This is a genomic window from Bradyrhizobium sp. LVM 105, from assembly GCF_003957705.1.
Classification (GTDB): Bacteria; Pseudomonadota; Alphaproteobacteria; order Rhizobiales; family Xanthobacteraceae; genus Bradyrhizobium; species Bradyrhizobium frederickii.
The window spans coordinates 54,855-67,291 of record NZ_QZMV01000022.1 but is presented as its reverse complement, the minus strand read 5'-3'; the positions used below and the strand labels follow the sequence as shown (position 1 = coordinate 67,291).

The 12,437-nt window shown below is 64.6% G+C and carries 10 protein-coding genes and 2 pseudogenes; 6 read left to right on the top strand and 6 right to left on the bottom strand.

Annotated features, from left to right (window positions below; genetic code table 11):
* From D6B98_RS35475 to D6B98_RS35465, 3 genes and pseudogenes are all read right to left on the bottom strand, one after another.
* Positions 1–276: pseudogene (locus D6B98_RS35475) on the bottom strand (Fe-S cluster assembly protein SufB); the annotation flags it as partial.
* A gap of 113 nt (positions 277–389) precedes the next feature.
* On the bottom strand, positions 390–1,529 hold the full coding sequence (locus D6B98_RS35470) for a cysteine desulfurase family protein (RefSeq protein WP_126261639.1): 1,140 nt from the start codon (positions 1,527–1,529) through the stop codon (positions 390–392).
* Positions 1,530–1,579: 50 nt separating this feature from the next.
* Entirely contained in the window at positions 1,580–2,773 is a 1,194-nt protein-coding gene (locus tag D6B98_RS35465) for an acyltransferase family protein (protein ID WP_126261638.1), read from the bottom strand.
* Between the two features lie 44 nt (positions 2,774–2,817).
* Here D6B98_RS35465 and D6B98_RS35460 point away from each other — a divergent pair, with 44 nt between their 5' ends.
* Together D6B98_RS35460 and D6B98_RS35455 are read left to right on the top strand one after the other, a co-directional pair.
* The gene (locus D6B98_RS35460) at positions 2,818–3,774 is read left to right on the top strand and encodes a LytTR family DNA-binding domain-containing protein (protein ID WP_126261637.1); all 957 of its coding nucleotides are present in this window, start codon (positions 2,818–2,820) and stop codon (positions 3,772–3,774) included.
* Between the two features lie 361 nt (positions 3,775–4,135).
* A complete protein-coding gene (locus tag D6B98_RS35455) occupies positions 4,136–4,783 on the top strand; it encodes an alpha/beta hydrolase (RefSeq protein WP_024337874.1) in 648 nt (215 codons plus the stop codon).
* Positions 4,784–4,793: 10 nt separating this feature from the next.
* On the opposite strand, the gene D6B98_RS35450 is transcribed toward D6B98_RS35455, so the two are convergent.
* The 3 genes from D6B98_RS35450 to D6B98_RS35440 form a co-directional block, all read right to left on the bottom strand.
* Positions 4,794–5,117: a DMT family transporter gene (locus tag D6B98_RS35450; RefSeq protein ID WP_126261636.1), complete on the bottom strand. Its 324-nt coding sequence runs from the start codon at positions 5,115–5,117 to the stop codon at positions 4,794–4,796.
* Between the two features lie 11 nt (positions 5,118–5,128).
* Complete coding sequence (locus D6B98_RS35445; protein WP_126261635.1) at positions 5,129–5,806, bottom strand: glutathione S-transferase family protein; 678 nt, start codon at positions 5,804–5,806, stop codon at positions 5,129–5,131.
* Between the two features lie 105 nt (positions 5,807–5,911).
* Positions 5,912–7,012, bottom strand: a complete 1,101-nt coding sequence (locus D6B98_RS35440; RefSeq protein WP_126261634.1) for an anhydro-N-acetylmuramic acid kinase — start codon at positions 7,010–7,012, stop codon at positions 5,912–5,914.
* 163 nt (positions 7,013–7,175) lie between these two features.
* On the opposite strand from D6B98_RS35440, the gene tyrS reads away from it, so the two are divergent.
* The 4 genes and pseudogenes from tyrS to D6B98_RS35420 all read left to right on the top strand — a co-directional run bounded on the left by tyrS (position 7,176) and on the right by D6B98_RS35420 (position 12,426).
* Positions 7,176–8,429 carry a tyrosine--tRNA ligase gene (gene tyrS, locus D6B98_RS35435; RefSeq protein WP_126261633.1) on the top strand — a complete coding sequence of 418 codons (1,254 nt, stop codon included), beginning with the start codon at positions 7,176–7,178 and terminating at the stop codon, positions 8,427–8,429.
* 56 nt (positions 8,430–8,485) lie between these two features.
* Entirely contained in the window at positions 8,486–9,745 is a 1,260-nt protein-coding gene (locus D6B98_RS35430) for an MFS transporter (RefSeq protein WP_126261632.1), read from the top strand.
* A gap of 209 nt (positions 9,746–9,954) precedes the next feature.
* Positions 9,955–10,359, top strand: a complete 405-nt coding sequence (locus D6B98_RS35425) for a DoxX family protein (RefSeq protein WP_126261631.1) — start codon at positions 9,955–9,957, stop codon at positions 10,357–10,359.
* A 371-nt stretch (positions 10,360–10,730) separates the two neighbouring features.
* Positions 10,731–12,426, top strand: a pseudogene (locus tag D6B98_RS35420) (methyl-accepting chemotaxis protein).
* The last annotated feature ends 11 nt before the right edge of the window (positions 12,427–12,437 follow it).

Sequence of the window (12,437 nt, the reverse complement as noted above, 5' to 3'; positions counted from 1 at the left end):
CGGCGCCGAATAGTAATAGAGGTCCTGGAAGTCGATCTTGGGATAGTCGACGCGCGCCCAGGTCGGCTCCTGCATGGTCAGCCAGCGCCGATAGGCTTCGAGCCGCCACTGGAGCATCCAGGCGGGCTCGTTCTTCTTCTCGGAGATAAACTTGACGGTCTCTTCCGACAGCCCCTTGGGGGCCTTGTCGGACTCGATCAGGGTCTCAAACCCATAACGATACTGGTCGACGTCGATGCGCTTCACGCGCTCGACCGTCTCTTGTACGGCTGGCATTCCATCCTCCGCTCGCGGTTTCAAGGACCGCGGTGGATCAAACTCGGTCGAGTATTACGATATTTCTCTGCGGAAAGCACGGGCTTAGAACCGTTCAAGCCGTGTTTCATCGCTTACCTCTTAAGTAGGGTATTACCGAGCTTTCGCCAAGCCTCCAACGCCCTGTTAATGTGATCTGGTTCCGTGGACCAGCCCAGACTGAGACGCACCGCTCCCTGCGCCACCGCGGGGTCGAAGCCCATGGCCGAAAGAACGTGGGACGGCTGGACCTTGCCCGAGGAGCAGGCCGAGCCGGAGGAGACGGCGATTCCTTCGAGGTCGAAGCCGATCACCGCGGTCTCGGCCTTGAGACCCGGTGCCGTGAACAGGACGGTATTTGGCAACCGCTCGACGCCATCTGAGAAGACGGTTGCGCCCGCGATCCCAAGGATGCCATTTTCCAAACGAATTCTAAGGGTTGTCATGCGCTCCGCATCCTCCGGCAGAGCCTGAAGCGCGACTTTCACCGCCGCGCCAAAGCCGGCGATGCCGGCGACATTCTCGGTTCCTGCGCGACGGTTGAGCTCCTGCCCGCCGCCCCGCAGCACCGGCTCCAGTCCGGCGATCCCCTCAGCCACGACCAGCGCGCCGACGCCCTTGGGGCCGCCGATCTTGTGCGCGGAAAATGTCGCAAGGTCGGCGCCTACTGTCTTGATGTCGAACGGGATCTTCCCTAGCGCCTGGATCGCATCGACGTGCAGGAGGCCACCGGCCTCGTGAACGATCCGTGCCGCCTCGGCGACCGGCTGGAGCGCGCCCGTCTCGTTGTTGGCGGCCATGATCGAGACCAGCGCCGGCGGCCCGTCCGCGAGCCGTGCCTTCAGGTGTTCGAGATCGACCACGCCGGACCGCGTGACGCGGATCAGACCGATCCTGTCAGCCGGGAACCGGCCTCCCGCCAGCACCGAGGCGTGCTCGACCGCCGACACCAGCAGCCGCTCGACAGGTCCGCCGGACGGTCCCCGCAACCCCGGCGACAGGGCCAGCGCATTGGCCTCGGTTCCCGCCGAGGTGAAGACGACGTTCCGGGGCAAGGCGCCAACCGCCAAGGCAAGTTCGGCGCGGGCCTCCTCGACCAATCGCCGCGCCTCCCGCCCTTCGGCATGGACCGACGACGGGTTGCCGACCAGGTCAAAGGCCGCAACCATCGCGGCCCGGGCCTCGGGCCGCAGCGGCGTGGTCGCGTTCCAGTCGAGATAGACACGGGTCGGCATCTCGCCCTCTTAGCACCTTTTGCCATCCGTCCAATCGGAGGCCGCGTGCGTCAGGCCGGCTGGTGCTGCTCCGTCGCGGCAACCGTCCGCGGCAGCGCCCGCAATCCGAACAGCGGCCGCAGCCAAGCGATGCGCCGGACCATTTCATAAGTCGCCACACATGTGAGCGCGGTCCCGATGATGACAATGGAGGCCTCGGCCCCAACCGAAAGACCGCTGTCGCGCAATGCATGCGCGATCACGATGATCGCGGTCTGATGCACGATGTAGTACGGGAAGATCGCGTCGGTCAGATAGCGCCGCACGGGGCTGTCGGCGGTGAGGTGGTGTCGCGCAAAGCCCAGCACGGCGGCGATCGCGAGCCATTGGTAGCAACCATAGGCCGAGGCGGCGGCCCACTTCAGCGCGGGCGACGGCGCAAACAGTCCGGCGCGAACCAGGATGAAGGCCGAGAAGCAGGCCGCTGCAGCCACCAGAGCCGCCCAGCGCCGGCGCTCGAGCTCGCGCCAGATCCCATCTTGCTTGGCGAGCAGGAAGCCGATCAGGAAGGCGGTGGCGTGGTCGGCGTGGTTGTACCAGTCGCCGAACAGCGCATGCGTCGACGGGAAGGCCGGGAACAGCACCAGGCGCCAGGCCACGTACAACACGCAAGGCGCAATCAGGAGCCATGGCCCGGCGAGCACGCCGGCCAGCTTGCGGCCAAGCCAGTCAGCGCCGGCCGGCCACAGCGCGAGCACGCCGATCAAGGCCAGCGTGTAGACCCACAGATAGACCACGAACCAGAGATGGTTCCAGGTCGGCAGCACGATGCAGGGGTTCGGACAGAACTGCGCGCCGAAGGCGAAGTAATGCCTGGTATAGAAATCGAGAAAGCCCGCGGGATAGCCGAGGCTCTCGACGATCTGGAGATAGGATTGCGGCGGCACGATCACGAGCATGCCGAAGATGAGCGGGATCAAGAGCCGGGCGGACCGGGCACCGGCAAGCGAGGCCAAGGTCGATTTGTCGAGCATGAAGCGGGTGGCAACCCCGGACACCAGGAACAGCAGCGATAACCGCCAGGGGTTGAGGAACAGCATCACCGGTTCCAGCCAGGTCAGCCGGTGCACGCTCTTGATGTGAAATCCCCAGGACACGTAGAGCATGCCGACGTGGTAGAAGATCAGCAGCCCGAACGCTAGAATCCGCACCCAGTCCAGATCGATGCGCCTGTCCGAGCTTTGGAATTGCTGTGGTGTTGTCATGGTTTTCTGCTCCTTGACGGGACGACGAACGCGGTTTGCGGGCCATGGCTGACACCGAAAATGCTCCGCCGACGCCGCGCGTCGAGCCGGTTTGGGATCAGAATCGGACGCGACGGGATGAGCCGCCGGCGGCTGGGACGAGTAGCGGGCCTTTTGGGACCAGCGGGGGCGACCGGACGACGTTCGCTGCGATCGCGGCGGTCGCGCTCGCGATCGGAATCGTCAATGCATTCTCAGGCGCTCAGGACGCGGCCTGGCGCGGCGACAGCTACGACATCGGCCGGCGGCTGTTCTGGGAGATGTCGAGCATCTCCGTCATCCTGCTGTTGCTGCCGATCCTGGTGCTGGCAGTCCGCCGCATGCGCCGAACGTCCGGCCTCGTCGCCCGCGCAGCAATCGGGGCGATCACCCTGCTCGGCTTCTCGGCCGTCCACATCACCGGCATGGTCTGGGTGCGCAAGCTCGCGCTCTGGCTCGCCGGGGGCGCCTACGATTTTCGCTTTTCGCTCGCGACGGTCCTGTATGAATTCCGCAAGGACGCGGTGACCGTCGTCCTGATCGCCGGCACGATCTGGCTGCTCGAAAGCCGGCGCGAGCTGAAGAGCGCAGCCGTCGCGCCACCCGCCCCGCCACAGCCCTCCCCCGACGTGATCTGGTTGCGCGACGGGACCAGCCGCATTCGCGTGGTGCCGCGCGACATCCTCTGGGTCGCGTCCGCCGGCAACTACATCGAATACAGCCTCGCCGACGGCACCCAGCACCTGATCCGGGGCACGCTGGCAGCTGCGGAAAGCGAGCTGGCGCGCTTTTCCATCGTTCGCGTTCATCGGACCAAGCTTGCCAATCTCGACCGGGTGCGCGGCGTGGACCTCAAGGCGTCCGGGGATTTCGAGCTCGTCTTCGACAACGGCCAGACGCTCGGGGGCAGCCGGCGCTACCGGCCGGCGGTCGCCTCGCTCGGAAGCCGAACCGCCCCGGACGGAATCGCCACCGCCGATTGACCCGCGATCCATAAACAGTCGTGATTCCAATTGGTTGTGCGCTGCCCTCCGGCGAAGCGGACGGCTCCTGACGTGGTCTGGTTGGTTTCAGGCTGATGCCGGTCATGGCCGCCAGGCCGGACATGACGCTGCCATGACCGGCTAAGCTCTTGAGCCCATTGAGAGATGTCGAAGAAGCTTGCTTTTTGACCCTTGCCTCGTGTTAGAAGCGCGCGTCAGTTCACCTGCGCGCCACTCGCGCATCATCCGAGGGCGCGCCTCTCCACCTTTCATCCGTGCTCTCGGCGGCGGCAACGCCGGGAGAGCCACAATCGGACGATTGCGCAGGGATCACCTCCAAGGGACTCAATCAGAGACATCCATGCCTGAAGTCATTTTCACCGGCCCTGCGGGCCGCCTCGAGGGTCGCTATCACCCGGCCAAGCAGAAGAACGCGCCGATCGCGATGATCCTGCATCCGCATCCGCAGTTTCACGGCACGATGAACCATCAGATCGTGTACCAGTGTTACTACGCCTTTGCGCATCGCGGCTTCTCGGTGCTGCGCTTCAACTTCCGTGGCGTCGGCCGCAGCCAGGGCTCGTTCGACCACGGCACCGGCGAGTTGTCGGATGCCGCCGCAGCGCTCGACTGGGCGCAGACCATCAATCCCGAAGCGCGCGCCTGCTGGGTCGCCGGCTTCTCCTTCGGCGCCTGGATCGGCATGCAGCTGTTGATGCGCCGCCCCGAGGTCGAGGGCTTCATCTCGATCGCGCCGCCGGCCAATCTCTACGACTTCTCGTTCCTCGCGCCCTGCCCCTCGTCAGGCCTGATCGTGCACGGCGAGAAGGACGCGGTGGTGCCGCCCAAGGACGTCAACACGCTGGTCGAGAAGCTGAAGACGCAGAAGGGCATCGTGATCGACCAGCAGATCATCCCCGGCGCCAACCACTTCTTCGACGCCAAGCTCGAGCCGCTGATGGAGACCATCACGGCCTATCTCGACATGCGCCTGGCCAACGTGCGCTGACGGGCGCAGCTCAAGCAAGCTTGAGCGCGACGATTCCCAACAGCACGAGCGCGATGCCCGCAAGCTTCATCGCGCTCAAGCTCTCACCGAACAGTACGACGCCCATGATGAACGTGCCGGCAGCCCCGATGCCGGTCCACACCGAGTAGGCGACGCCGACCTCGAGCACTTTCAAGGCGCGCCCGAGCAGGAAAACGAACGCTGCGAGCAGCACGAGCGAAACGATGCTCCAGCCCACGCGCGTGTAGCCTTCTGCATACTTCATCGAGATCGCCCAGCCGACATCGAGCGCACCGGCGACTACCAGCATCAGCCATGCGGCAGATGAGGACATTTGCGTTGCGCTCAGGCCGCGAGCTTGAGCAGATGCGCGTCGTGGCGAGCGAGGAAGGCGCGCAGCAATTGCGGATAGTCTTCACCAACAGCAGTGCGGACACTCGGACGCTTCGCCAGTTCGGCGCGCCATGCCCGGACTTTCGGGACATCGCGGAAGATGCCGTGCTCGGTCAGCTCGTCGAACAGATCGAAATAGCGGAAGACCGGCGCGAACACGGCGTCGACAAGGCTGAATTGCTCGCCAGAGAAGAAGGGGCCTGCGCCAAGTGCGGCTTCGACACGCGCGAACTTCGACACCAGCGCCTGACGCTTGCTGTCGAAGGTCGCCGGATCGGTCGTCGTCTCCAGGCCCCAGAGATCGCCGAGGATCGCCGAGCCGAACTCCATCCAGGCGCGATGCTCGGCCCGCTTAAGAGCATCCGCTGGATGCAGCCGCGCACCGCCTTGCGTCTCCTCGATGTACTCGCAGATCACGTTGCTCTCGAACAGCGCGACCTCGCCCTGCTCCGTCGTCACCACCAGCACCGGCACCTTGCCGAGCGGCGAGAGTTTTAGAAACCAGTCCGGCTTGTTGGCGAGATCGATGTCGATCCGTTCGAACGGCACGCCCTTCTCCTTCAGCGCGATCACGGCGCGCTGCACGTAGGGGCAGAGCTTGTGGCTGATGAGTTTCAGTGAAGCGGTCATGGCAATGGTCTCGACGGTTAGATGCAACTGCATCAATATAGATGCATTTGCATTTATCCGTCAAGGTCAATGCATCTGCATCAACCGCTCGTGATTGGGCCCACCTCAAGGTCTGGCGATCACTCCGCCCGTCATCGGCATCGGCACGCCCGTGGTGGCCGGATACGACAGCGGCAGGCCCTTCAGGCCGCGGGCGGCGAGGAAGCCGAAGGCCTGGGCCTCGATGGCGTCGGACGCCCAGCCGAGTGTCTCGGCGGCCTCGACCGTGGCTGACCCCACCCGCTCCCGCAGCATCCGCAGCATGGTGAGATTGCGGGCACCACCGCCGCAGACGATCCAGCTCCGTGGCCGCCGTGGCAACAACGGGATGACGCGGGCGATCGCCGCCGCGGTGAAGGCGGTCAGGGTCGCGGCGCCGTCGGCCGGCGCGACGTCGCCGAGCTTGAGCGAAGCAAAGTCGTTGCGGTCGAGCGATTTCGGTGGAGGCAACGCGAAGAACGGGAGCTCCAGCGCCCGCGCGATCCAGGGCTCGTCGACCTTGCCGAGAGCTGCGAATTTTCCTTCCGCGTCGAACGCCTGATTCATGGTGCGGTACATGAAATCGTCTAGGAGCGCATTGCCGGGGCCGGTATCGCAGGCGATCAGTGTGTTGCCGTCGATATAGGTGATGTTGGAGACGCCGCCGATATTGACCACGACGATCGGTCCCTCGCGGTCCAGCGAGTTGGCGAGCGCGCGGTGGTAGACCGGTACGAAGGGCGCGCCCTGCCCGCCGGCCTCGACATCGGCGGCACGGAAATCATACATCACGGGAATATGGATCGCTCTTGCCAATGCAGGGCCATCACCGATCTGCACCGTCAGCCGCTTTTCAGGCCGGTGCAGCACGGTCTGGCCGTGAAAGCCGACGATGTCGATGTCCTCCGGCCTCATACGGTTCTGCGTCAGGAAGCTGGCCACCGCCTCGGCATGGGCCTGCGTCACCGCCCGCTCGGCCTCGGCCAGAATGCCTGCGCGCGCATCGCGCTGGGTCAAATGCACGGCTTCGCCCAGGGCCTGACGCAGCAGATTGCGCTCCGCAGGATGATAGGCCCGGTAGCCGGACGGCCCGAACGCCTTGACCTGTTTTCCATCGGTTTCGATCAGCGCGACATCCACCCCGTCCAGCGAGGTGCCGCTCATCAGACCGAGTGCCGTCAACATCATGGATCAGCGTCCTCAAGACCCGTTCCGGCATGCCGATCTTGTGCCAGAGGGACACATCTTATAATGCCACAGCGCCAAGTGGCGGGCGGCCATCGGGTTCCAACGCAAGACCCTTAAATTGCCCCCAAAACAGTAAACCAAGAATTGTTGGGCATGCCGACAGATGACTGTATTTAAATCGGATTTCCTCAATATCCTGCAGGAACGTGGGTTCATCCACCAGTGCTCCGATTTCGAGGGGCTGGACGCGCTCGCCGCCAAGGGCGAAGCGACCGCCTATGTCGGCTACGATTGCACCGCCCGCTCGCTGCACATCGGCAATTATCTGACCATGATGATGCTGCACTGGCTGCAGCAGTCCGGCAACAAGCCGATCACGCTGATGGGCGGCGGCACCACCATGGTCGGCGATCCCTCGGGCAAGGACGAGACGCGCGCGATGCGTACCGTCGCCGAGATCGAGGACAACAAGGCCTCGATTCGCGGCGTGTTCGCCAAGGTGCTGCGCTATGGCGAGGGCAAGAGCGACGCCGTCATGCTCGACAATGCGGAGTGGCTGACCAAGCTGAACTGGATCGAGATGCTGCGCGACGTCGGCCGGCACTTCTCGGTCAACCGCATGCTCACCATGGACTCCGTGCGGCTGCGCCTCGAGCGCGAGCAGGAGATGAGCTTCATCGAGTTCAACTACATGGTCTGCCAGGCCTACGACTTCGTCGAGCTCGCCAAGCGTACCGGCTGCAAATTGCAGATGGGCGGCTCGGACCAGTGGGGCAACATCATCATGGGCGTCGATCTCGGCCGCCGCATGGGCACGCACCAGCTGTTCGCGCTGACGACGCCGCTGCTGACCACCGCGTCGGGCGCCAAGATGGGCAAGACCGCGCAAGGCGCGGTGTGGCTCAACGCCGACCAGTTCAGCCCTTACGATTTCTGGCAGTACTGGCGCAACACCGAGGATGCCGATGTCGGCAAATTCCTGAAGCTGTTCACGACGCTCCCGATCGCCGAGATCAAGAAGCTCGAAGCGCTCGGCGGATCGGAGATCAACGAGGCCAAGAAGGTGCTCGCCACCGAAGCGACCGCGCTGCTGCACGGCCGCGATGCCGCAAACGAAGCTGCCGAAACCGCGCGCCGCACCTTCGAGGAAGGTGCGCTCGCCGAAAGCCTTCCGACCGTGGAAATTCCGCGCGGCGAACTCGACGCCGGCTTCGGCGTGCTCGCCGCCTTCGTCAAGGCGGGCCTCGTTGCCTCCAACGGCGAGGCGCGGCGGCAGATCAAAGGCGGCGGCCTGCGTGTGAACGACGCGCCCGTCACTGACGAGAAGATGGCGCTCTCTGCGGCCAATCTGACGCCGGAAGGCGTAATCAAGCTGTCCTTCGGCAAGAAGAAGCACATCCTGATCAAGCCTGCATAGGCGTATGAGCTTTTCGCTGCTTGTCAGGGTGCGCGGATGCGCGCTCCCTGACGGCAATGGACCAGAACACGCCCAGGGAAACGCGCAAGGAACAAGCCGGCAGCACCAAGCGCGAGGCGGTGCGCACTGCCCTCGTGGTGCTCTGCCTTTGTTTTACGCTGGCTGTTCTGGGCCGCGGGCTCAGCGAGAGCTTCACCGTTTTCTTGAAGCCGATCTCCGAGAACTTCGGCTGGGACCGCGCGCAGGTCGTCTCGATCTATTCCCTGACCTGGTTGATCAGCGGACTGACCGCACCGCTGGTCGGGCGTCTGTTCGATCATACTGGCCCGCGCATGGTCTATGCGCTCGGGCTGTTCCTGCTCGGCTCAGCCTTCCTGATCGCAAGCCGGGCCCAGGCGCTGTGGCAGTTCCAGCTCTCGATCGGAATCTGCGTCGGTATCGGCGTTGCCTTCATCGGCAACGTGCCGAACTCGATCCTGCTCGGCCGCTGGTTCGGACCACGGCTGCCGACGGCCATGGCGGTGGTCTATTCGGCGATGGGCGGCGGCGTGCTGGCGCTGCTGCCGGCCTCGCAGCTTCTGATCGATCATCTCGGCTGGCGCGAGACCTACCAGGTCTATGGCCTTGCCGCGCTCGCGCTGCTGGTGCCGCTGCTGCTCCTGCCCTGGCGGATGTTTGCGGCCGGCTCGCCGCATGTCGCCAAGAGAAGCGATCCTGACTTCATCGACAACGGCTGGACGCTGGCGAGCGCGATGCGCCATCATGCCTTCTGGGCGCTGTTCTCCACCTTCTTCTTCACCGCGGTCGGCATGTATGCGATCGCCGCGCAGATCGTCGCTTATCTGATCGACGCCGGCTTCCCGCCGCTCCAGGCGGCGACCGCCTGGGGATTTTCGGGAGTCGTGCTCGTGTTCGGCATGCTGGGCGTGTCCGCACTTGACGGGCTGATCGGGCGGCGGCCGTCGGTGCTGCTCAGCTACGCCATCTCGATCCTCGGCATCGTGCTGCTCTGGCTGCTTCAGTATTATCCTGATGTCATCCTGCTCACCGGCTTCGTGGTCTGCTTCGGCAGCATGATGGGCTCGCGCGGACCGCTGATCACGGCGACCGCGATGAAGATCTTCCGCGGCAAGCGGGTCGGCACGATCTTTGGCACCATATCGATCGGCAGCGGCCTCGGCTCCGCCTTCGGCTCATGGAGCGGCGGCCTCATCCACGATGTCACGCACGGCTACAATCTGCTGCTCGTTTTCGCACTTGCGAGCGTGATTCTCGGAATGATTCCATTCCTGATCGTTCCCGCCTTGCGGGAGTAAGTCTCCCCGACGTAACTTGCATCCCTCGATGTCACCGGGGAATTACGCATGACATGCGGGCACCATCCGCAAGAGCTCGGGCACGAACGGACGAACTGCGGTGTCTTGTCCGACATGACGAAAATGTCAGCGCGAAATTGCTCTGGGGTGACTTGCGAGGCGGCGCTGAATACGATCCTAGTCGCGCATTGGATGGAGGGCACAAACCAATGGACTTTCCCTATCTCACTCGCTTTCAACCGGTTCTCCTGAGCCTGTTTCGCTTCATGACCGGCCTGTTGCTGTTTCAGTACGGCGTCGCCAAGATCTTCAAGTTTCCGGTGCTTCCCTACTTCGCCAACATCCCGCCGCTGATCTGGACGGCTGGCGCGCTCGAACTTGTGCTTGGCGCGCTCCTGATGATCGGCCTGTTCACCCGTCTTTCCGCTTTCATCCTCTCGGGCGAGATGGCCTTTGCCTACTTCATGGGCCACATGTTCAAGGGTGAGACGCCGGTGTTCCTGCCGCTGCTCAATGGCGGCACCGCGGCGATCCTGTTCTGCTTCGCCTGCCTCTATCTGTCGGCAGCCGGCGGCGGCTCGGTCAGCGCCGACGCGGCGATGGGCAAGAAATAGCTCAAACTTCGTGCGGCGCTGACGCGCCCCGATTTGACAACAAACAGGACGGCACCGGCAACCGACGGTGCCGTCTCAGCGCGCCCCCAGCACGTTCCAGATCAGAACGAGGGCCGCGACGAGCAGCACAGACATGATGATGCGATGAACGAATCGAGTCATTGCAGGTCCAGTCAGGCTCTTAGCTCCCAAAGTCCAAGATCGATTCTTTCCCCCAGACGGGCTTGAGCCCGTCGGCAAGACGATTCGCCTGCATGATTGCGCATGAGGCTGCGGACGCCGCGCGCGGCAGGCCGCCGCATGCCTACGTTCATGATTGGTAAGAACTTCATGCTACCCAGGCGAGCAATAACCATTCCGTAGGGGCTGTCATGAAGCTGCTGAGCCATCTGAAGATCCGCACCAAGCTTGCCAGCATGGTCTGCCTTGCAGCCCTCACAGTCACGGCCATCATCGGCGTATCGTCCGTGCTCAGCAAGAGCCGCATGATGGAAGACCGCGTCCAGCAGATGCGGACCGCTGTCGAGTTGCTCTACAATTACGCACAATCGCTTCAGGACGAGGTTGCCGCCGGCAAGCTGACATTGGCCGATGCCAAAGCCCACTTCCACCAGCGCGGACGCCGCATGAACTTCAACGGCAACCAGGGCTACCCCGTCGTCTACAATTCCGACACGTCGCTTCTGTTGAACGGCGCCAACCAGCAGCTCGAGGGTAAGATCACCGGGGCCAAGGATTCCAACGGCGTCCTGATCGCCGACGCCATTGTCAAGGCGGGTGAGCAGACCGCGCAGGGTGGGGTCACCTCATATCTCTACCCCCGTCCCGGCCAGACCGAGCCGGTCCGCAAGACCGTGTACGCGCGCAAATTCGCGCCCTGGAACGCGACCATCAGCTACGGCCTCTATGTCGACGACATCGACGCCGACGTGCGCGCGCTGACGCTCGAGCTTGCCGCGATCGGCACCGGCCTGATGCTGCTGATGGCGGCACTGTCCTGGCTGATCGCCCGCGACGTGCTCGGCGCGCTGGAGCGCCAGAAGAACCGCATGCAGGAGATCTCCGAAGGCGCCATCGACAAGCCGGTCGAGGAGACCGATCGCGGCGACGAGATCGGCCGCATGGCCGAGACCCTCGAAATCCTGCGCCAGACAGCTTTGACCGCCCGCGCGCTGGAGGCCGAACAGGCCGCCACCAAGACGCGCACCGAGCAGGAGAAGCGCGAGGCCCTGATCGCGCTTGCCGACCGCTTCGATGCCTCCGTCGGCCAGCTCGTCGGCCTGATGGCCTCCGGCTCCGGCGAGCTCGAGCATACCGCCAAGTCGATGTCCTCGACCGCCGAAGGCACCAACCGCCGCGCCGCGTTGGTCGGCACGGCCGCCACCGAAGCCAGTCAGCGTGTCCAGACCGTCGCGGCCGCCGCCGAGGAGCTCTCCTCCTCCATCACCGAGATCAGCCGCCAGGTCGCCCAATCCGCAGAGGTCACCGGACGCGCGGTCGACAGCGCCCGCCGCACCGACACGATCGTGCGTGCCCTTTTCGGACGGCGCCCAGCAGATCGAGCACGTCGCCGAGCTGATTTCCAACATCGCCGCCCAGACCAATCTGCTCGCGCTCAACGCCACCATCGAGGCGGCGCGCGCTGGCGAAGCCGGCCGCGGCTTTGCCGTCGTCGCCTCCGAGGTGAAGTCGCTGGCGAGCCAGACCGCCGAAGCCACCCGCGAGATCGGCGACAAGATCGCCCAGATCCAGGGCGCGACCAAGGAGGCCGTGGACGCCATCGGCGGCATCACCGCCACCATCGAGGAGGTCAGCCGCATCGCCACCTCGATCGGGGCCGCGATCGAGGAGCAAGGCGCCGCCACCGCCGAGATCGCCCGCAGCGTCTCGCAGACCGCAGAGGCGACCAAGGAGGTCACCACCAATATCGGCGGCGTCTCGACCGCCGCGAACGAGACCGGCAATGCCGCCGGCATGGTGCTCGCCGCGGCCAGCAACCTCTCCAAGCAGGCCGAGCAGCTCTCCGGCGAAGTCGGGACGTTCCTGGCAGGCGTGCGCGCGGCGTAGGCCGTGCAGAG